Raw genomic sequence first — 20,067 nt, 5'->3', positions numbered from 1 at the left:
GGAGAATACAGGGCGAAGTCTGTTAAAATAGAATTATGGCATCATACATATCAAAGGAGAACTGAATGTGAACGATAACTTGAAGCAAGCGTACGTGCGGCTAGGATTAACTGAAACCGTAACCAGAGAGGAATTGAACAAACGGTTCGATTTGCTCCTGAAGCGCAGACGGACCCTTTCTACGGATGAAGAAATAGCGGACTATGAAGCGGATTTCCAGGCGTACAAGCTTATTCTGGATACTTGGGACGAGCAGGAGATTCAAGAAGCTGAAGACCAGCGTCTAGCCAAATACGGGCGGTTCTCCGGGACTGCAAGCAAATGGGAACGCTTTATGCGGCTCTACAAAACGCATGTTATCCTATCTATCGTCGCAGTGCTTGTGCTGATTTTTGGCGGGAAGGCACTGTACGATAACTATCAGCATAGACAGTATCTTGCTTCGCTGCCGCCGGTGGACGCGACCATTATGTTCGTAGGTAATTTCGGGGCTAAGGACAGCAGCGGGGATACTGCAGCATTGGAGCAAGCGGTCATTGACGCTTATCCGCAGTGGAAGCGGGTAGAGGCGACCATTGTGTATCTGCCCAAGACCGGGGAAGGCGCTGATACGCTGGATATGAACCATATGCAGAAGGCTGTGGTCGAGCTGGCGGCTAACCGGCCGGATATCGTCATTATGGATGATGCGACTATCGAGTGGATCGGCGGACAGGCCGGATTCCAGAATCTCGAACCCATTACGGCGGACGGCAAGCTGGCTGCTGACGATACACGTATGAGATGGGGAACGAATGAAGATACCGGCAAGCGCGAGCTGTATGGTGTGGATATTATGGATTCTCCGTTTATCTCTGCGCTGCCCATAGACTACAATGTGAAATCGATCATCATTGGTGTGCTTGGCGAAGACAATAAGGATAAGACGATTGAGTTTGTGAAGCATATTGCGGAGGAACAAGCCGCGAAGTAAATAGAATACAGAGATCAGCATCTCTGAAAATAACAAAAAACCTCTCTTCGAATGGATGTTCACACCCATTCCCGAAGAGAGGTTTTTTGCTGCTGCGCCGTTATCCGGCAGACTGGCTGTTCCTAGTTCTCCAGACGGTAGCCGCCGTGGAATACAGGGCCGACATACTGGTTAAAGGCATAACCGTTGCGGATGGCTGCGGACACGAAGTCCTTCGCTTTCACTACGGCTTCCTTCACCGACAAACCGTTAGCCAGGCCGCCGGTAATAGCGGCGGCGAAGGTGCAGCCGGCACCGTGATTGTGGGCGGGTTCGATCTTGGCCGTCTCCAGAACAAGATATTCGCTGCCGTCGAAGAAGATATCGATCGCCTTATCTCCGCCCAATGCCTTGCCGCCTTTGACGACAACATTCTTGGTGCCGAGCTGATGGATCAGGCGGGCCGCTTCTTTCATCTCTTCAAGAGTAGTCAGCTTGCCCAGTCCGGAGAGGACACCTGCTTCGAACAGGTTCGGTGTCGCTACAGTAGCCAGAGGCAGCAGCAGATCGCGGATTGCATTGGCGCTCTCCGGATTCAGCACTTCATCTTCGCCTTTGCAGACCATCACCGGGTCAATAACCACATTGGTCTGCAGATTGTTCTTGATTGCCTGCTCGGTAACTTGCACAATCTCAACGCTGCCCAGCATACCGGTCTTCATCGCGTCTACGGGACCGCCGGCGAATATCGTTTTGAGCTGCTCTGCAACGATTGCGGCATCGATCGGATATACATTATGGTGCCAGCCCCGGTCGGGGTCCATGGTAACGATTGTAGTCAGTGCGCTGAAGCCATAGGTGCCGTATTCCTCAAAGGTTTTGAGGTCAGCCTGAATGCCTGCGCCTCCGCTGGAGTCACTGCCGGCAATGGTTAAGGTTTTGATGATTTTTGACAAAGGTAACGTCCCCTTTTTGTATATGGATGGTATGGAGCCTGTTTTGGGTGCAACTTTTTAACTCTACGACATTATAACAAAAAACACTCTAGCTGTCCGCATGACAGTGCTATTTTCAAAGATAAGAATTGAGAATAACCTATGTGTGCAGCCGGGATAAGTTGTGCGGGAAAAAGGATGGCAATAGGTTGGCAGTATGGTGAATCGGACTGAGAATCCCTTATCTTGTTCAATCGGGTATGAATTGAGGGATGCGCGGTCAAATAACGGAATCTCAGTCCGTTTATCGGGAAAATCTGCCTAATTCGGTAATTTAGCGGAATCTCAGTCCGTTTCAGAGGCGGAGCTGCCTTCGAGGCTGCGCAGCGCCAGCTTGATGGCCTTGTCATAAACGTAGGGCTCAGCACTGTCCCCGCCCATCCAGTACACCACAAGAAATTTCCCTCCTCTGAAGACATGAGGGTATATCCGCGTTCCTCCGTCGTTTGTCGTACGGTTAATCTCCAGCTTCAACGCAGCCAGACCTTCGGCACATTCCAGGCTGTCAGCGTAGGTATAGACGGACAACCGGTCCGGCCGGGCCGGTGTATCGGTCTTATCGATCAGCAGCTCTTCAGGCCAGACACCGGCCAGCTGCTTGTTGAACATGAGCTCTGTGGTATCCGGGACGAGACTGAGCTGCATGCCCCGCTGTTCCAGAGCCAGGTAGAGAGACTGCGTAGTATACTCTGCACTGCCTGCGGCAGATTCCGGATTCTGCACTGCAGGAAGGAGGAGCGGGCCATGATTGGCTGCAAAAAATCCCTGGATGCTGTCAATCACATCCTGCCCGTCAAAGGCTGAAGAGGTGGTCATCTCCAGCTTGCGGAACAGATACCCCCATTCGCCTTCATCATAGTAGGCCGTTCCGGCTGTTTCATACCCGCTGGCTTCCGCAGGCAGAGAATACCGCACAGTGCGTGCATCCGCTCCTTCGGTTCCCGCCATATACTGTTCGGTGAACGCAGGAGGAATAATGGTCAATCCATATTCATCTGCCCATTCTGCCTTGCCGGGGAAATAGGTCCCGATGCTGCCGACTGCACAGCCCTGACAGCCCCAGGCATTATCGGAATATTGCAAAGCTTGCCCCGGATTTTCCGGGTCCACAAAAGTCGCCCCTAAGGAGCCGTTGGCTCCGGTAACAGCCGAAGCTTTCCAGCCGGCAGGGGCCAGCAGGATATAAGCACTGCCGGTATCGCCCTGGAAGACGAGGGTCGCCTGCAGCTTGTCTTTCATGCCGGCCGGCAGCGGGAAGGTCATCTTGGGCAACGGGGGCGGAGTGATATGTGCAGGACTGTTTCCGTCGTCCAGAACGGGAACTGAAAGGACGGCAGCCAGCGGGATCGATACTTCAGCCCTTTTGTCTTCAACAGAAGGGAAAGGGACTTCAGCATTATAAATGCTGCGGATGCCAACCGCATAATCATTGCTTGGAACGCTTTGGTTATTGCCGGTGGGGGCGGGTGAGAGATCCGCAGCTCCGGTTTCCCGGGGCGGGGGAGCTTCCGATACCAGGGGAGTTATCCGGCCAGCAAGCTTGCCGGGTTCCAGGCCGCTGTAACCGAACCATAGCAGCATGGCCATGACCGGCAGCAGTACCGCTGCGTAAGCAAGAACCTTATAGCGCTTGCGCTTGGGCTGATACCCTCCCAGACGCTGCTCTACCTTCTTCTGCATTTGTGGAGTGAAATTCATGCCCTCAAAAGGCTTCTCCTTCAACTGCTGTTCCCATTCCTCCGGTAATTTGCTCATGATTTGTTCAACTCCTTTTCCTTTTCCCAGTATTCATTGGCTTGCTGCCTTGCGCGGTGCAGTCTGGATTTGGCTGCAGATAATGATATCCCCAGCATTCCGGCCAATTCCTCCATGCCGAGTCCGTAGTGGGCATAGAGCATAAGGACCTCCCTGGCGTTACGCGGCAGCTGCAGGACTACCTTCCACACCTCACTGCTCAAGGATTGCTGCAAAAACACCTCTTCAGCGGATGGGCTTGAGCCGGGTCTACCAGTGTGAGCTTGTAAGGTTACCCGCCGGATGAAGCTGCTGCTGCGGTAGGACAGCCAGCGGTTGCGGGTAATCCGCAGCAGCCAGGTTCTGACTGAAGCTTCGCCGCGAAAAGTATCCCTGTATTTATAAGCCCGGATGAAGGTCTCCTGGGAGATATCATCAGCAGCGCTTCTGCTGCGGGCCAGGTAGTAGGCATAGTTCCATACATCCTCGCCATAGTCTTCCATAAGTGTCTTTAACGCGGCGGCGTTCATAGTATTGGAATCCTTCGTTGCACCGTACATACGGTCCCTCCCTTTTCTCTCTACTGTATTGACCTCTGCATCCTCCGGAAAGTTTCTTTTGTGCTGAATAAAATTATATAGCGGGGATTGTGGCATTAAGGGCAGCAGATTGGGTAGGAACGGGAGTTCCAATTGGAGGGGGCCGCATATTTATATAGGAGGATAACGATTAGGAGGCTACCATGATAGAAATCAGCTTATGTATGATTGTCCGCAATGAAGAGAAGAGCCTGCCCCGCTGCCTTACTTCCGTTCGCGCAATTGCGGACGAGATCATCATTGTGGATACAGGCTCGACGGACAGAACGAAGGAGATTGCGGAAACCTTCGGAGCGGTGATTTATGATTTTACCTGGATCGAAGATTTCTCTGCTGCCCGCAATTTCGCCTTCAGCAAGGCGACCAAGGAATACATCTTCTGGCTGGATGCGGATGACTATCTGAAGGAAAGTGATCAGGTGCTGTTCAGAGAGCTGAAGCAGTCGCTCCCGGAGAATGTGGACAGTGTGAACATGCAGTATAATCTCGCTTTTGATGCGGAGGGGAAGGTCGTTACGTCCTTGCGGCGCAACCGGCTGGTCCGCCGGTCCTGCGGGTTCAAATGGATCGGCCCGGTGCATGAATACCTGGAGGTATACGGCCCTTCTTACAGCAGTGACGTCTGTATTACCCATGAGAAAGACAAAGCGTATACGGACCGCAATCTGCGTATCTACCGGAAGCGGGAGGCAGAGGGGGAGAGCTTCTCTCCGCGCGATCAATATTATTATGCCAATGAGCTGCGCGATCATGGAATCCACGGAGAAGCCTGCCAATATTACGAGCAGTTTCTGAACGGAGGGCAAGGCTGGATTGAAGATAACATTCAGGCCTGCCTGCGGCTTGCCGAATGCCGGGAGCGGCTGGGTGACAAGGAAGCGGCGTTCACTGCGATCACCCGGACGCTGCAGTACGATTCCCCGCGTAGGCTGGATTGAAGATAACATTCAGGCCTGCCTGCGGCTTGCCGAATGCCGGGAGCGGCTGGGTGACAAGGAAGCGGCGTTCACTGCGATCACCCGGACGCTGCAGTACGATTCCCCGCGTGCCGAGTTCTGTTGCCGGCTCGGTGCCTGGCATGTGGAGCAGGGCCAGCTTCATCCGGCGATCTATTGGTATGAGCTTGCTGTTATGCTGCCCCGGGAGACGGCTTCCATGGGTGTGAAGAATGAGGCCTTTGCTACCTGGATTCCCAATCTGCAGCTCGCACTCTGTTATGACCGGCTGGGCCAGCATGAACGGGCTAATCTTTTCAATGAAACTGCACTGCTTCATCTTCCGGGCCATCCCAGCATGCTGTATAACCGGACCTACTTTCAGAAGCTCCTGGGTGACAAGTATGTTTCGCTGCAGCCGCAGGAGACCGCCGGGGAGAAGAAGGAATAGCAGGGTTGCTTAACAGCGGTACCGAAGCGGCGAATAAATGCAGACCGGCCAAATGAATAAAGGCGCCCCCCCCGCAGGAGACCGCCGGGGAGAAGAAGGAATAGCAGGGTTGCTTAACAGCGGTACCGAAGCGGCGAATAAATGCAGACCGGCCAAATGAATAAAGGCGCTCCTCAAGCCGTAGCTTGGGAGCGCCTTTATGTGTTTTTATTGGAACAGCAGCGTTTGGATGGCATGAGCCGGAATTGAACCCTCCGCCAGCTGATCCCGGAAGTGCAGGGTGTATGGAAGCCCGCTGTCCGTGCGGTTCAGTACGACCACGGCATAAGTGCCGTCTGTATTGCGGAACGCCGTAGTTTCGAATTTGTCAGTATATCTGGAGCTGCCCACACGGACGGCGCCCGGACGGATATACTTGCTGAAATGCCCGATGTAATAGAACGAGCTCTCATAGATTACTTCATCCTTCAGGGTGTCGCCGATAATCGGTGCATCGCAGAAGTTGCCTACATGGTTCGGGCCGCCCTGCTCATCAAGGACGATATTCCAGTCCGTCCAGCTGGACATCCAGTTGTTCAGGTTGCCGATAATATCATGGCCGTAACGTTCGCCGGTGTTCCAGGAGCCGAGGTGTACGCCGCCTTCCTGGCAGCCTTCGCTGAAGAACAGCTTTTTGTCAGGGAAACGCTCATGCACAGCGCTCAAGGCTTCGAAATGATCACCGGAATACCAGTGGAAGCAGATGCCCCAGATATACTTTGCTGCCTCCTGATCTGTGAAAGCGGTCTTCGCCCGGTCATAGACCCGTTCTTTATTATGATCCCAGATCATGATCTTGACATGGCTGAGGCCGGCTGCCTCCAGGGCAGGACCGAGATAATCACGTACGAAATCCTTCTCTTCTTCAGCGGTATAAATGCAGGAATCCCAGATCTGCTTGGCTTTGGCTTCATTCTGCACACTGACCGCCCAGATATCGATGCCGGCTTCAGCGTAAGCCTGAATGTATTTCACGAACAGATTAGCCCAGGCCTCCCTGTACTCCGGCTTCAGCTTGCCGCCGTTATTCATCTCGCCGTTCGTCTTCATGAAGGCCGGAGGGCTCCATGGGGAGGAGAACAGCCGGAAGCTCCCGCCCACAGCGTTAGCCGCGCGTTTGATTAACGGAAGTATCGACTCCTGATCTCTGGAGATATTGAAAGTGGCCAGCTCCGGATCAACGCCATCAACATAAGCATAGTTGCCTGTTGAGAAGTCGCAGCTCTGGATATGTGATCTGCACAGGGTGTAGCCGATTCCGTGCTCCGGATGGAAGTAGGCATCGATTATTTCCTGCTGCTTCTCCGGACTAAGCTTGGCCAGCGTGACTGCAGAGGCTTCCGTCAGCGCACCGCCGAAGCCTTCGATTTCCTGATATTCCAAATCCTCATAAATATTAATTAACTCCATTTCCTTCTCTTCGGAATCGGGCCGGAAGGACAGAGGCTGTAATTCTGTTAGCCGGTCACCGGTTTCTTTGGCTGTCTGGATCACGCGGACTGTAGTGCTGCTCATAGGGCTTGGGTTACCTCCTGAAAGTTTGTAGGAATAGTCTCATTATAGAAGGTATTCCGCTGCACTTTGAAGAAACAATATGGTTAAGAACCTCAACGATCTGGTCATGAGGAAAAAGTAAGGAAGGGTGATCCTGGATGGGTACAACCGGTGTAGACATTCATCTCAGCTCATTTTCCCGGCATATCCAGCCGTTCTGGCATTTGTTCCGGGAAGGGCTGGATACCTATATCATCAGGCTCCAGGCAGAAGGGGAATGTGAAGCGCTGATTGACGGGGAGATGGTCACGGTGATGCCCGGTGATCTGCTGCTGTTCCGTCCCGGCGAGCTCTACGATCTGCGGATTGGCGAGAAAGAAAGTCCGCTGGGCTTCAGCGCAGACTACTATGTCATGTGTACAGGTGAATGGGTGGATGAGTGGTGGAACAAGCAGGTGAGGACTAAGAAGTCCAGGATTGCCGAAGACAGCAAGCTGCATAGCATCTGGCAGCAATTAATTCTGGAAAAGCGGCGGATTGACGGAGGCAGCCCGGAAATTCTTGAGGTGCTGTTCAAGGCACTGTGCCTGCTGCTGGACCGGGATATCGCCGAAGCGCCGGCCGCATCCTCCTCTTCACTTCTGCAGGGACTGAAGATCAAGAATTATGTGGAAGAGCATGCGACTTCCTCCATCCGGCTGGAGGATGTGGCCCGCCACGCAGGAATCAGCGTCACCCGGGCGGTTCACCTGTTCAAGGAACAATTCGGGTATTCGGTGATGCAGTATGCGGTGCAGGTCCGTCTGGCGATGGCGCTGCGGCTGATGGACAACAGCAACTATACACTGGAGCGTATTGCTGAGGAGACCGGCTTCGGCAGCTATACCTACTTCCACCGGGTATTCCGGGAGCGGTACGGCGTTGCACCGGGAGTGTACCGGAGGCGTTCATAGACTGTGAAGATGAAAAGGGGGGGGACACCCCTATGTATGGAGCCCGCAGGGGCTGCTCTGAAATTTCAGTTGTTTGCTTAACCTATATTCCGCTTGTCCGGTAATCAGTGTCCCGGCAACGCCGAGTTGTCCAGCAGAAGATGGGGTTCGCTTGTACGGATGAAATCCATGACTTTGTCATAGATAATCCGGTGGCCCTCCCGGTTAGGGTGAATTCCGTCCCGGCAGATAAACTTGGTGTAATCCGGCTGCTGCAGGAATGCGCCCCGGACATCAATGATCTTGGTCTTGGTGCTCTCGGCGACCTTGATAATTGCGGAGTTGTACCGCTCCTGCCACCAGTAAATTTTGGTGACGCTGCCGAGGAATTTCAGAATGTTCAGCTCGGTGTCTGGATTATTGCCGCTGACCCATTTGAAATAGTTGTCCGCATTCAGCGGGGGCAGACTCATCAGAATAGGCGTAATCCCCTGATTCTTCAGGTAATCAATCATATCCAGCAGCATCCGTTCAAAGGCCGGAAAATCAGTTTTGGGGTTATGCTCTGCTTCGGGATTGCTTGCAATTTCTTCCCAGTGATAGTCGCAGTCATTGCCTCCGTATTCAATCAGTACCACATCCGGCTTGTCTTTCAGCACATCGCGTTTCAGATTGCCGAAGCCCTTCATCAGCGTATTGCCGAATCTGGCGGTATTACGCATAGCTCCCTTAAGCTTGCCCTGCAGCAGGGACACGTAGTTATCCTCCAGAATGACATACTTGCTTCTTGCCTCATCATAGACAACACCCTTGGAGATCGAATCTCCGCTGACCATGTATTTAAACTCAAGCCCCGTGGCTTCCTTCTGCTCTTCGTACGAATTCATTGTCCCACCTCCGATAACCCTAGTGTATATATCTTTAGTGTAAACCATACATGGAGCAGTGACTATGCATATATGTCATGGTTTCTTGCGGGCCGATGGTGTGCTGGAATGCTGTTAGTCCAGTCAGCAAGGTGAATTCTCCATAGTATATACGAGAGTGAATTTGTTACTGGGAGGTTAGGGGATGACCCAAGTTATTGATTTCAGCAAAAGTGCACTTACCAGCTTCAGCCAAACGATTGCTATACCGGTTCTCGCTGCTCCCTCCAGCAATACGCTTACCCAGTTCGGGCTTGCGGCGGCTCAAGGCGGGAGTGTTCTGCTTAATGCTTCTGTAGGGGTGCAAACCGTGTTAGGCAGCCCCAACCTGTTATTTACTATTTTGCGTGCAGGGGTGCCCGTATTCACACTCCGGACCACGGCGCTTAGCACCGGGCAATATGATCTGGTCAGTCTTTCTTATGTGGATGCCAGTCTTCCGGCAGGGTATTTCGCTTACACCTTAACGGTCTCGCTTGTGAACTCCTCTGTTCAAAATGCTGTTAATCTGATTGGTCCCGTGGATTTCTCGGGCCTTTCCTTGGTGTGAGCAATAATGAACATTATTGATTTCGGCAAAAGTGTCCCGTCGAGCTTCAGTCAATCCGCCACTCTTCCCGTAATGAGCCTGCCAAGCAGTACTGTCCTGGGACAATTCGGGGTATCTGTCGGCGCTAACGGTTTAGTACTGCTGGAGGCAACGGTCGGTCTGCAGAACAGTGGTCCCAGCACCTCGGATCTGATCATTACAATTGTCCGTAATGCGGTACAGATATTCACTGCAAGGTCCAGCTCCTGGACCGGGAGTGATTATGAAGCCATCCATCTAGCCTTCACTGACAGTGGGATTGCCGCTGGTTACTATGGATATGCTCTCATTGCTTCCTCGATTAGCAGCGTGAATCCGCCGACCATTATAGGCCCGCTTGTGTTCTCGGGGCTATCGGTTTCTTAGCTTAAAGCCGGGGATGGAGTTCCCCGGCTTTATTAGCTGATTACTCAACCTTGAGGTCGAAGCGGACTGAGAATCGCTTATATTGTTCATTTGAGCCCGAAATGCGGTGTAGCCGGTCCTATAAAGGATTCTCAGTCCGTTTGGACGGCGAAACCGCCTGATCTGCTCAAATAGGGGATTCTCAGTCCTCCTCATTAGCCAATCGCTGCCTTCTTACATATATTTGCTCATTGGACAAATAACGGATTACATATACATAGAAATGGAGAGGTATGCAGCCTGTTGTTAAGAGAGGAGAAGAGAAAGGCTAATCATGAATGCTCTGCTTGACAGAAGCCGGGAAGGAGCACGGGAGTTATGCCCTATACAACGGGAGCGGTCTACAATCCGCCCGCCGGAACTTCACATATTGACCGGATTCAAATTTCCTGCCTGAATGATTCCATTGTCGTAGCCATTAATATTAATCTGCAGATCTTTCATTTCATCGGCAGCAGCTTCACGCGGGTACCAGTGGGTGAGGCTTTGTTTCAAGTGGATCCCCAGCAGCTGGTAGTGCAGACGTATTCGGTGAATGCTGCTAACTATTACGAAGCACAGATCAACTTTTATAGTGCAGTCAACACAATCGTGAATGTATTTGCACTAGATGCCGCAGGGAATATCATCGAGCAAATCCTTCAGCCTGAGCTTACATACATTGACCGGCTGTCTATTATTCCTACTTGAAGTGAGGTGATATTCATTGGCGAATGTCAATGTTACCGCAGGGCTGCCAGGCAATCATATTGAGCCTTCGATCGCGGTTAATGAACTGGACCCTAATATCATGTGTGCGGTAGCGGTAGACTCCAGCACCGGAACGGCTTTGACCGGCTTCTATCGTTCCATAGACGGCGGAGCGACCTGGTCAGCGACAATTCTGCCGCAGGCTCCGGGATTTATGAGTGCGGAGGCACCGACAATCGATTATACGTTTCCGAATACGTTTATCATCGCTGTCCACTTCTTTAATGAGTTCAATGACGGGACAATCGCAACGTACACCACCTTTGACAATGGGCTGACCTTCAATCCGCCGGTGATCGTCCAGCGGGGGTATGGCTTATACGTTCATAACGATGAACCCTTTCTTGCGGTCGACCGATCTCCCTCCAGCCCGTACCGCGGGCATGCTTATGTGGGCTATACGCCGCTGTATTATTTGGCGACCAATGCCGCCATCTTCTTCCAGCGTTCGCTGGATCAGGGCATGAGCTGGGAGCCGCCGCAGCGCATATCCGATCCAAGGGGCGACCTGGAACGGGCGGCTCTGATTGTCGGGCTTGCGGGCCAGGTATATGTGGGTTATATCCAGCTCGGGCCAGGCCCGAAATATGCCTATATCCGGGTCTCCCAGGATGGAGGCGTCACCTTTAGTCCTCCTGTAACCCGGGGAGCTACCTTCCTGGCGAATACAGTCCCGGTACCTAGTCCACTGCCTGTCCCGAATTATGCCTTCCGGGTACAGACGAATCTGGCCCTTGGAGCCGATATATCACCCGGACCCTTCGCGGGTTTCGTATATGCGGTGTGGAATGATTTCCGGCTGGGCTATGCGGATATATTCTTCTCCCGCTCACCGGATGGCCTGCTATGGTCGCAGCCGGTCAGCATCACCGGCGCACCGCCGGGGTCGCAGAACTTCTCGCCTGCGATCACCGTTTCGCCGTCCAATGGAACGGTGCGGGTGATCTATTATACGAACCGGCTGAATGGCTTCCTGCTGGATGTGTTTGTGGCTGAATCCATCAACAGCGGCTTGTCCTTCGCGAACCGGAGAGTGTCCGATGTATCCACCAATCCGAATGGAAGCTCACCGATACCTTCAGTGCTGATTGGTGACTACATTACTGCGGCGACGATCTTTCCCGATACACTGGCTGCGGTGTGGAATGACACCCGGCTGGACAAACAGGATGTTATCTTTGGAAATTGAGACTTAGGTTAAGCGGGTGCAGATATACAGAAGAGGTCCAACTCATGTGCTTCCAAGTTGGGCCTGTTTCTGCGTTCATGCGTCAAGAGCAGGATTAATTCCTGCGCATTCTGAAGCCGCCGAGTCTTTGCAGGAGCGCTGATTTGGGCGGAGTGTTCACGGAGTTCCCTGTCAGGAAGCCTGCTGTGGTCTGCTCCATAATTCTGACACTGTTCTCCCAGGTCCAGGCCCGGGAATCGGCTTCCCCCCGGGAGGCAAGGCGGACACGGAGCGCAGGGTCCTGAATCAGCCGGATGACATCCTCGGCAATCCGGTTCTCGTACCGGTAGGACAGCAGGCAATTCTCTTCGTGGCGGGCATATTCCAGATTCCCTCCCGAGTATACGGACACAAGCGCAGCACCGCAGCGCATGGCCTCCAGTCCCGGCAAAGATCCCGTGTCGAATATACTGGAGCTGACAAAAATATCAGCCCCGTTATAGTGATAGCAGAGCTCATCATCATTCAGAGGCGTGAAAAAGCGGTATTTGCCGCTGGCCTTCATTTTTTGCAGTGAATCTGAACTGTAGAACTCATCCGGCGGACTGATGAAATTGATATTTACCCCAGGGACATTATGCTTTACGATATCTAGCTGCTTCACCAGATAATCCTGTTCACGGTGCCAGGAGAAGCCGTTCTCCACTTTGCGCAGGATGGCGGTTATGTTCAGCGGCTCCTGAAGCTTGTGGCGGATATGCATATTTTGAAAAGAGGAGCTGATCCCTACAGGCACAATGCTTCCGCTAATTCCGTGACCGAGCTCAATTAATTCCTGCTGCCACTGGGACAGAACAATCAGCTTATCGGTGGTGTGATAGGAGGGAAAGGATACCTCATTCTGCGGCAGAAACAGCGGTTCGTAACACAGGGACAGGCGGATATGGATGCCCTTGCCATTCTGGCTTGCAGCCTGTGATGCCGGAACCGTTGTATAAAAATTCGAAACGATAATATCGCTGACCGGGAAATCGGATTCGCGGAGCAGCGTATAATCGGTAATCAGCAGAGTGGAATGGACTTCATATGAAACATCGCCTCCAAGCGGCATGAGGATCACGACCTGGTGCCCTCTGGCAGTAAGACCATTCGTGAGCTCCACGAGCATGCGTTGTGCCCCGCCATGGCATAAGGTAAGAATGGGGAAAGTGAATCTCATGTATGATCCCTTCCTTTCTGGCTCGAGAATCGCTTGCGAACCTGCGGTATGTATACTATTTTATTCAGCAGTTAGCGAAAAGTACCGGATATACGGCGTTTTTGCAGCAAATAGGGGTTCTGGAGGGAGGCTGTGGAGTGGAGGGCTACAGCGGGAGTATATAATAAATACTGGCCGGTACAGCAGAGGGATCACCCCTGACATACCGGCCGGATTGTAGCGCTGCCAAAGTTACTGCAGGAGGATGAAGCACGTCTCCTGAACTGGCAGCTTATGATTAGTGGCGTAGATTGCGCAGCAGGGTAACAGTGTCCTTGATATTAAGGCCTGTTACTTCTTCCAGCGAAACGTCGATCATCGGCTTGTGTGCCTCCAGCTTGTTCAGGAACTCTGTGGTGTGGAACAGCCCTTGCCCTGAAGCGCCATGGCGGATCCGGGTTCCGTCCTTATAGATATCCTTGAGATGGGCCAGAATAATCCGGTCGCCGAACAGGCTGAATGCACTGTCTACGATCTCATCCTGCAGATGCACCTCTTCGCCAATCAGGTTGCAAGGGTCCAGTACCACACCGATGGAGCTGGAAGGAACCTCGTCGAGGATACGGCGCATTTTGGCCGGAGAGGACAGCGTATGGGTGCAGACTCCTTCAAGTGCCAGGAACACCCCCCATTTCTCCGCTTCCTCAGCAAGCTCCTCTACCGTTGCCTTGAGGGCGTCCCAGCCGATTTCTTCATACCGGTAAGGATCGAATTCTTGAAAAGTCGTCAATGCGCCGGTCTCCGTAGCGACCATAGGTGCACCGAACTGGCGGGCATAACGCAAATGCTCCTTGAAACGGTCAATCTCTACCCGCCGGATGGCAGGGTCGGGATGAATCGGGTTGATATAGCAGCCAAGTACGCCAATGCGGATGCCGGCTTTGTCGAACTGCTCACCGATATAGGAGGCCAGGCCGGGGCTAAGCTTGCCGGGAGACAGATCGATATCCTGAATGGCTTTGGCCAGGGCGAGCTGTACGAAGTCAATATTGTAGGTCTGCAGCGTAGCGGTCAATTCTCTAAGCGGCAGGCAGCCCGCTGTATGTGCCAAGGTTCCGTAACGAATGAATAACATCTCCTTTGGAATTCTATGGATTTATATTTATAATATTAAATGCGCTTACAGTGACTTGCAATGATAAAGAAGTTTATGAGAAACAGGAGGACCCGATGAATGAATGCTATTGAGCAACGCAAACAGGAGCTTGAGAATTGCCGTCCAGAACCTACGCTGAACCCGGAAACGATTGACGAATTCTGGAATGATCTGCTCGCCGAAGATGAGGAACTGCCGCTGGATGTTACAATAATCCCTGAAGAAACTCCATATCCGGGCATGGAGGTTAGCAAAGTAAGCTATACAGGTTATGGGGAAACGACCATCCATGCCTGGTACATCCGGCCTGCTGCTGACACAAGTGAGCGGGGAGATCTGCCGTGTATTGTTACGTTTCCCGGTTACACCGGCGACCGGGGGTATCCGGAACGGTATGCTCACTTTCTAATGCTTGGCTATGCTGTGCTCGCCGTGGATGTGCGTGGACAACTGGGAGAGACCGGCAATCTGCTGCCGCAGGAAGAAGGTATAGTCAGAGGCTGGATCACCCAGGGGCTGCTGGAGAAGGAACGTTCCTATTATGTGGCTGTAGCAATAGATACGGTTCGTGCCATTGAGACTGCAGCACAGCTGCCGGGTGTTGATCCCGAGCGTATTGCCATCACCGGGGGGAGCCAGGGAGGCGGGATTGCGCTGTTGGCAGGGGCACTGAGCCGCCGGGTTGCTGCAGTAGCTGCAGACATACCGAATCTCTGCCGCCTGGACTTCGGGGTGCTGAATTCAACCAGCTCACTCACAGAGATTGCCGATTACCTGAAGCGCTATCCGGAGCATCTGGAGCGGGTGCTGCAGAACCTGGCTTATTTCGATATTGTTAATCTGGCGCACCGGTTCACCGTACCTGTTCTGATGTCCGCAGGCTGGAAGGATACTGTGTGCATGCCGGAGACCATCTATGCTGCCTATAACCGTATCGAGTCACCCAAGCAGATGATGGATTATCCGTTCTCCGGGCATGAGGTCAGCGAATATCAGCGCAGGCAGACGGTACTCTTTTTCCGGGAGCATCTGGGTTAAAAGATTAATTACCGGAAGGCTGATTAGCGGCGGGTGTTTGGTGTAAAGGTTATAATGAAGGTGCTAAGCTGTCAGAATGCGAAGGCAGCCTAAGGAATGGGAGGGAACGGCAGATGGATAAGGATGGAGACAAGCTTCCTGCGGAACTGGTCGTGGAGAATTTCGAATACAGCCAGAAGAATGAGCAGCTGGTGAAGAAGAGCTTCTGGAGCAAAACGAGGAAAGCGGCGGGCAAAATCCCGTTTACCAAAGAAGCGGTTGCCATGTATTACTGCGCCATTGATGCCAAAACCCCGTTATGGGCTAAAGGCATAGCGTTCGGTGCGCTGGCCTATTTCATCTCTCCAATTGACGCGATTCCCGATGCGCTGATCGGACTCGGTTTCACGGATGATGCAGCGGTCATTGCCGCAGGCATCCGGGCGATTGCCGGTCAGGTGAAGGAGGAGCATAAGCAGAAGGCCGAAGATTTTTTTGAACAACCGTAAGGTAACGGTACAAAAAAAGTGCAGCGGGTTGCTGCACCGGGTTCATTATGCTTCTTCCTCTAAATGTCCACTTCCAGGGGGGCAGCGGTCTGCGGATTGCTGCTTCGCCTGGTATTCTGTGCCCCAATCCCTCATCAGCTTAATGATCGGAATCAGCGTCCGGCCAAATTCGGTCAGCGAGTATTCAACCTTCGGCGGAACCTGATGATACACCTCGCGGTGAACCACGCCATCCTCCTCCAGCTCACGGAGCTGAAGCGTCAGCATACGCTGCGTGATGCCGGGACAGATCCGGCGGAACTCGTTGAAGCGTTTTGTTGAATCCATCATATGGTATAAAAGCACACCCTTCCACTTGCCGCCGATGACATCGAGGGTAAATTCAACAGGACAAGCGGCGCCCTGGCCGTCCGGACAAGCTCCGAAACCGCCTTTACGGTCACGCATAACCGAACACGCTCCTTAAGTATCATTTTGTATACTACCTATCAAAAATGTGCGTACTTCACGAATGGTTATCTATCCACTACTATAAGCATGTGAGCAGGATAACGTCAATTCCAAACCTGAAGGATACACAGAAAGGGAGTATGTGAAATGGATACTACAGTAAAAGAAACCGCAACAACCAAGCAGGAAATTCTGGCCGCCTATGCATACAGACACGCTACCAAGGTATTCGACAGCAGCAGAAAGATCAGCGATGAGGATTTCGGGTTCATCCTGGAAACAGGCCGCCTGTCACCGAGCTCATTCGGCTTCGAGCCCTGGAAATTCGTTATTGTTCAGAGTATGGACATTCGTGAGAAGTTGCTTCCTTATGCCTGGGGTGCACAGAAGCAGCTGCCGACAGCAAGCCATTTCATGCTGATTCTCGCAAGACTGCCGCGTGATATGGCTGCGGGTTCGGAGTATATTCAGGGTATGATGCAGGATGTCCAGAGTCTGCCGCCGGAGGTTGCCGAGGGTAAGCGGAAGGTCTATGATGTGTTCCTGAAATCCGATTTCGGACTGGAAGGCAATGAGCGGGCGATGTTTGAATGGGGTGCACGGCAGACCTATCTGGCTCTGGGGAATATGATGACTGCTGCGGCGCAGATTGGCATCGACTCCTGTCCGATTGAAGGCTTCGACAAGGCAAAGATCGAGCAGGTGCTGACAGAGGAAGGGATAATGGACCCGGCACATTTCGGAATTGCCTGCATGGCGGCCTTTGGTTACCGGGTTAATGAGCCGCGCGGCAAAACCCGTCAAACGGCCGGGCAGGTGGTTCAGTGGGTCTAAACGCAGCCGCTTCAGCAGTTTAGGCGAAGTGTGAGCCAATTAAAAACAGATGCCATCCTTAATAAGGGCGGCATCTGTTTTTTTGCGAGTTATGAAAATACATAGAAGCTTCGAAAAAAGTTTGAAAACTTGCTGAAAATTCTGATACTCTTAATAAGTCAGCTTGTTACTTGTAACAGGCTGCTTGTGACCGCCATTTCAAGATTGAAGGGATTCTGCAATATGAAAATCATCCGCGTTATCGCTGAAGTCTGCTTGCTGTATGTGTTTTTCCTGGTCGGAGATTACTTGCAAAAACTGCTGCATCTGCCGGTTCCGGGCAGTATCGTAGGGCTGTTGCTGCTATTCGTCCTGCTGCTGCTCAAGATTGTTCCGGTGAAGCTGATCGAGAACGGCTCATCCTTTATTCTGGCTTATCTGCCCATGTTCTTCATCCCGGCAACCGCAGGCATTATGAACCATCTGGATATCTTCAGCGGAAGAGGGCTTCTCCTGATTGGCATTCTGGTGGTCAGCAGTGTACTGACCATGGTCGTCACGGCACATTCCAGCCAGTGGATTGCCAGCCGCAGCGCCAAAAGGCTGACACGCCGGAAGTATCGTGCGCCCAGCCTGCAAGGGAAGGGGAAGGAAGCATGAGAATTCTGCTGGCCGTTGGTTTTGTCCTGATGAATGTTCTGATCTATCTCTTCATGTCCATGTTATACAAACGCTACCGTCTTCCTGTCCTGCTGCCGGCACTGACCGCAACGTTCACTGTAGTCGTGCTGCTCATGGGCTTCCATATCTCTTATGAGACTTATATGATCGGCGGAGACTGGATTAACCGCCTGCTTGGGCCGGCGGTTGTATCCCTGGCCTATCCGCTGTACAAACAGCGGCATGTGCTGTGGAAGAATCTCCCGGCTGTCCTTGGCGGAACGGTGACCGGACTGCTCGTCGGAATGTTCAGCGGTCTGCTGCTGGCAGCCGGACTCGGCTTCTCCAAGCTGTATGTGCTCTCCATCCTGCCCAAGTCAATCACAACCGCTGTAGCCATCCAGATCTCCAGCAATCTGGGCGGAGATTCCTCGCTTACCTCCGTATTCGTAATGATCGCCGGATTCACGGGGGCTATCGGCGGGCCGTATATCATTAAGCTGTTCAGAATCCGCGGCGAGTCCGGCATCGGCATCGGCCTGGGAACGGCTTCCCATGCTCTTGGCACAGCCAAAGCCCTGGAGTACGGTGAGCAGTCGGTGTCCATGAGCTCTGTAGCCATGACGGTATGCGCTATTGTCGGCTCCATTGCCGGACCGTTCGTAGCCTGGATCATGTACCATTAATGCAGCTTATTACCCGTTAACACGCAGCCGGATGACATTCCACGAAGCTGCCGGAAGAAGGGCGCTTACACGTCCGCCGTCTGCGGCCGCTGTTCCGCGGTTGTGCGGGAGCACATTCGCCGGGTTCGAGCGGGTGTTCGCCGCTTGGAGTTCCTCATGCTCTAGGATAGTATGCTGGATTACCTCTACTGCACCGAAGCTGCGCAGATCGACTGTCAGCTCCATGCCTTCGCCCAGATGACGGTTGACAGCAAATACGGTAACCTCGTTCACCTCTTCGTTATATACACTGACCGCTTCCAGATAAGGAACGTCGGTGAAATCGCGTGAATCATATTTCGGACTAGTAATCAGCGGGTGCAGCACCGTTCCCCGGCCATAGATTGAAGCGTGCATGTAAGGATAATACGTGGTCTGCAGCCAGAGGGGCCCCCCGTTCTCAGTCATAATAGGGGCAATGACATTGATCAGCTGGGCAATGCAGGCCATCTTCACCCGGTCCGCATGCTTCAGCAGGCTGATCAGGCAGCAGCCTACCACAAGTGCATCCTCAAGATTATAGACATCCTCGAACTCCGGCGGGGCAATCTCCCAATGCTGCTGCGCGCGGCTGGTCCCCTGCGTTTTCCACACATTCCATTCGTCCAGAGACAGATAAATCTTTTTCTTGCTTTTCTTCTTAGCCTTGATATAATCACATACTGCTGCTACGCTGTCGATGAACTGATCCATATCGAGTGAGCGTGCCAGGAAATTGGCCGTGTCTCCATCATTATTGTTGTAATAGGTATGCAGGGAGAGGAAATCTACGTTATCGTAAGTGAGATCCAGCACGGTTGCTTCCCATTCGGCAAAAGTATTCATGGAGCTGCCCGAGCTGCCGCAGGCGACAAGCTCAAGGGAAGGGTCAACCCAGCGCATGGCTTTGGCGGTTTCATTCGCGAGCCTGCCGTATTCGACGGCCGTTTTTGCTCCAATCTGCCACGGGCCGTCCATCTCATTGCCCAGGCACCAGGTGCGGAAATTGTGGGGAGCCTGATACCCGTGGGAGATGCGCAGATCGCTCCAGTAGGAACCGGAAGGGTGGTTGCAATATTCCACGAGATTCCTTGCGGCATCGATCCCGCGGGTGCCCAGATTGACCGCCATCATGACCTCTGAACCGGCCTGCTTGGCCCAATCGGCAAATTCATTGGTACCCATCTGATTCGTCTCTGTAGTCCACCAGGCTAATTCAAGAGAGCGCTTACGACTCTCCTTGGGGCCTACACCGTCTTCCCAGTTATAGCCCGAGACAAAGTTACCTCCGGGATAGCGGATGATCGGCACGCGGAGTGCCCGGATGGCCTGCAGGGCATCACCGCGAAATCCGTTAGCGTCTGCGGTAGGATGTCCCGGCTCATATATTCCGCCATAAACGGCCCGGCCCAGATGCTCGATGAATGATCCGTACAGTCTCGGGTCTACTTCGGCCAGCTTGAAGTCCTTGTCGACAATCATCTTGGATTGAATGCTCATTGTGTTAAGCTCCTTTTGTATTGAAGTTATATTACGATTAATGAAAATATTAATCTAATATCCTGATTTATGATTACATCATACGAATTAC

The 20,067-nt window shown here is 52.7% G+C and carries 22 protein-coding genes; 13 read left to right on the top strand and 9 right to left on the bottom strand.

The window, feature by feature from the left end:
* The first annotated feature begins 67 nt into the window (after positions 1-67).
* Entirely contained in the window at positions 68-973 is a 906-nt protein-coding gene (locus tag QW71_RS10845; protein ID WP_039297265.1) for a hypothetical protein, read from the top strand.
* Positions 974-1,095: 122 nt separating this feature from the next.
* On the opposite strand, the gene thiD is transcribed toward QW71_RS10845, so the two are convergent.
* The 3 genes from thiD to QW71_RS10830 all read right to left on the bottom strand — a co-directional run bounded on the left by thiD (position 1,096) and on the right by QW71_RS10830 (position 4,241).
* Positions 1,096-1,908 carry a bifunctional hydroxymethylpyrimidine kinase/phosphomethylpyrimidine kinase gene (gene thiD / locus QW71_RS10840; protein WP_039297264.1) on the bottom strand — a complete coding sequence of 271 codons (813 nt, stop codon included), beginning with the start codon at positions 1,906-1,908 and terminating at the stop codon, positions 1,096-1,098.
* A gap of 324 nt (positions 1,909-2,232) precedes the next feature.
* Positions 2,233-3,702: a DUF4850 domain-containing protein gene (locus QW71_RS10835; protein WP_039297262.1), complete on the bottom strand. Its 1,470-nt coding sequence runs from the start codon at positions 3,700-3,702 to the stop codon at positions 2,233-2,235.
* Positions 3,699-4,241, bottom strand: a complete 543-nt coding sequence (locus QW71_RS10830) for an RNA polymerase sigma factor (RefSeq protein WP_200905911.1) — start codon at positions 4,239-4,241, stop codon at positions 3,699-3,701. The genes QW71_RS10835 and QW71_RS10830 overlap by 4 nt, the downstream gene beginning before the upstream one ends.
* 182 nt (positions 4,242-4,423) lie before the next feature.
* Between QW71_RS10830 and QW71_RS10825 the strand changes: the two genes are divergently transcribed.
* Both QW71_RS10825 and QW71_RS10820 read left to right on the top strand, forming a co-directional pair.
* Positions 4,424-5,218, top strand: coding sequence for a glycosyltransferase family 2 protein (locus tag QW71_RS10825; protein WP_052769975.1), 795 nt, complete (start codon positions 4,424-4,426; stop codon positions 5,216-5,218).
* Complete coding sequence (locus QW71_RS10820; protein ID WP_052769974.1) at positions 5,148-5,666, top strand: tetratricopeptide repeat protein; 519 nt, start codon at positions 5,148-5,150, stop codon at positions 5,664-5,666. The genes QW71_RS10825 and QW71_RS10820 overlap by 71 nt, the downstream gene beginning before the upstream one ends.
* 207 nt (positions 5,667-5,873) lie before the next feature.
* Here the strand turns inward: QW71_RS10820 and QW71_RS10815 are convergent, their stop codons facing one another.
* On the bottom strand, positions 5,874-7,220 hold the full coding sequence (locus QW71_RS10815) for a glycoside hydrolase family 30 beta sandwich domain-containing protein (protein WP_039297260.1): 1,347 nt from the start codon (positions 7,218-7,220) through the stop codon (positions 5,874-5,876).
* A gap of 137 nt (positions 7,221-7,357) precedes the next feature.
* Here QW71_RS10815 and QW71_RS10810 point away from each other — a divergent pair, with 137 nt between their 5' ends.
* Positions 7,358-8,152, top strand: a complete 795-nt coding sequence (locus tag QW71_RS10810; RefSeq protein WP_039297259.1) for an AraC family transcriptional regulator — start codon at positions 7,358-7,360, stop codon at positions 8,150-8,152.
* Positions 8,153-8,256: 104 nt separating this feature from the next.
* On the opposite strand, the gene QW71_RS10805 is transcribed toward QW71_RS10810, so the two are convergent.
* Entirely contained in the window at positions 8,257-9,018 is a 762-nt protein-coding gene (locus QW71_RS10805; RefSeq protein ID WP_039297257.1) for an SGNH/GDSL hydrolase family protein, read from the bottom strand.
* Positions 9,019-9,202: 184 nt separating this feature from the next.
* On the opposite strand from QW71_RS10805, the gene QW71_RS10800 reads away from it, so the two are divergent.
* From QW71_RS10800 to QW71_RS10785, 4 genes are all read left to right on the top strand, one after another.
* Positions 9,203-9,607 (top strand): hypothetical protein, encoded by a 405-nt coding sequence (locus QW71_RS10800; RefSeq protein ID WP_039297255.1) that lies wholly within the window; start codon positions 9,203-9,205, stop codon positions 9,605-9,607.
* 6 nt (positions 9,608-9,613) lie between these two features.
* The gene (locus QW71_RS10795) at positions 9,614-10,012 is read left to right on the top strand and encodes a hypothetical protein (RefSeq protein WP_039297254.1); all 399 of its coding nucleotides are present in this window, start codon (positions 9,614-9,616) and stop codon (positions 10,010-10,012) included.
* Positions 10,013-10,369: 357 nt separating this feature from the next.
* Complete coding sequence (locus QW71_RS10790; RefSeq protein WP_039297253.1) at positions 10,370-10,741, top strand: hypothetical protein; 372 nt, start codon at positions 10,370-10,372, stop codon at positions 10,739-10,741.
* A gap of 16 nt (positions 10,742-10,757) precedes the next feature.
* Positions 10,758-11,990, top strand: coding sequence for a hypothetical protein (locus QW71_RS10785; RefSeq protein ID WP_039297251.1), 1,233 nt, complete (start codon positions 10,758-10,760; stop codon positions 11,988-11,990).
* 94 nt (positions 11,991-12,084) lie between these two features.
* Here QW71_RS10785 and QW71_RS10780 read toward each other — a convergent pair whose 3' ends face one another.
* Together QW71_RS10780 and QW71_RS10775 are read right to left on the bottom strand one after the other, a co-directional pair.
* The gene (locus QW71_RS10780; RefSeq protein ID WP_063776443.1) at positions 12,085-13,188 is read right to left on the bottom strand and encodes a glycosyltransferase family 4 protein; all 1,104 of its coding nucleotides are present in this window, start codon (positions 13,186-13,188) and stop codon (positions 12,085-12,087) included.
* Positions 13,189-13,465: 277 nt separating this feature from the next.
* Positions 13,466-14,302 (bottom strand): sugar phosphate isomerase/epimerase, encoded by an 837-nt coding sequence (locus QW71_RS10775; protein WP_039297250.1) that lies wholly within the window; start codon positions 14,300-14,302, stop codon positions 13,466-13,468.
* A gap of 99 nt (positions 14,303-14,401) precedes the next feature.
* On the opposite strand from QW71_RS10775, the gene QW71_RS10770 reads away from it, so the two are divergent.
* Entirely contained in the window at positions 14,402-15,361 is a 960-nt protein-coding gene (locus QW71_RS10770) for an acetylxylan esterase (RefSeq protein WP_039297249.1), read from the top strand.
* Positions 15,362-15,474: 113 nt separating this feature from the next.
* Entirely contained in the window at positions 15,475-15,849 is a 375-nt protein-coding gene (locus tag QW71_RS10765) for a YkvA family protein (RefSeq protein ID WP_083442500.1), read from the top strand.
* A gap of 45 nt (positions 15,850-15,894) precedes the next feature.
* On the opposite strand, the gene QW71_RS10760 is transcribed toward QW71_RS10765, so the two are convergent.
* Positions 15,895-16,296 (bottom strand): helix-turn-helix domain-containing protein, encoded by a 402-nt coding sequence (locus QW71_RS10760; RefSeq protein WP_047013725.1) that lies wholly within the window; start codon positions 16,294-16,296, stop codon positions 15,895-15,897.
* Between the two features lie 150 nt (positions 16,297-16,446).
* Here QW71_RS10760 and QW71_RS10755 point away from each other — a divergent pair, with 150 nt between their 5' ends.
* From QW71_RS10755 to QW71_RS10745, 3 genes are all read left to right on the top strand, one after another.
* A complete protein-coding gene (locus QW71_RS10755) occupies positions 16,447-17,133 on the top strand; it encodes an NAD(P)H-dependent oxidoreductase (RefSeq protein WP_039297248.1) in 687 nt (228 codons plus the stop codon).
* A gap of 222 nt (positions 17,134-17,355) precedes the next feature.
* Entirely contained in the window at positions 17,356-17,772 is a 417-nt protein-coding gene (locus tag QW71_RS10750) for a CidA/LrgA family protein (protein ID WP_039297247.1), read from the top strand.
* Positions 17,769-18,458: an LrgB family protein gene (locus QW71_RS10745; RefSeq protein ID WP_039297246.1), complete on the top strand. Its 690-nt coding sequence runs from the start codon at positions 17,769-17,771 to the stop codon at positions 18,456-18,458. The genes QW71_RS10750 and QW71_RS10745 overlap by 4 nt, the downstream gene beginning before the upstream one ends.
* A gap of 9 nt (positions 18,459-18,467) precedes the next feature.
* Here the strand turns inward: QW71_RS10745 and QW71_RS10740 are convergent, their stop codons facing one another.
* On the bottom strand, positions 18,468-19,976 hold the full coding sequence (locus QW71_RS10740) for an alpha-N-arabinofuranosidase (protein WP_039297245.1): 1,509 nt from the start codon (positions 19,974-19,976) through the stop codon (positions 18,468-18,470).
* Positions 19,977-20,067: the final 91 nt, after the last annotated feature.

Source organism: Paenibacillus sp. IHB B 3415 (assembly GCF_000802655.2).
Taxonomy (GTDB): domain Bacteria; phylum Bacillota; class Bacilli; order Paenibacillales; family Paenibacillaceae; genus Paenibacillus_AQ; species Paenibacillus_AQ phytohabitans.
The sequence above is the reverse complement of the archived record's forward strand: the minus strand, read 5'-3'. Positions and strand labels throughout refer to the sequence as shown.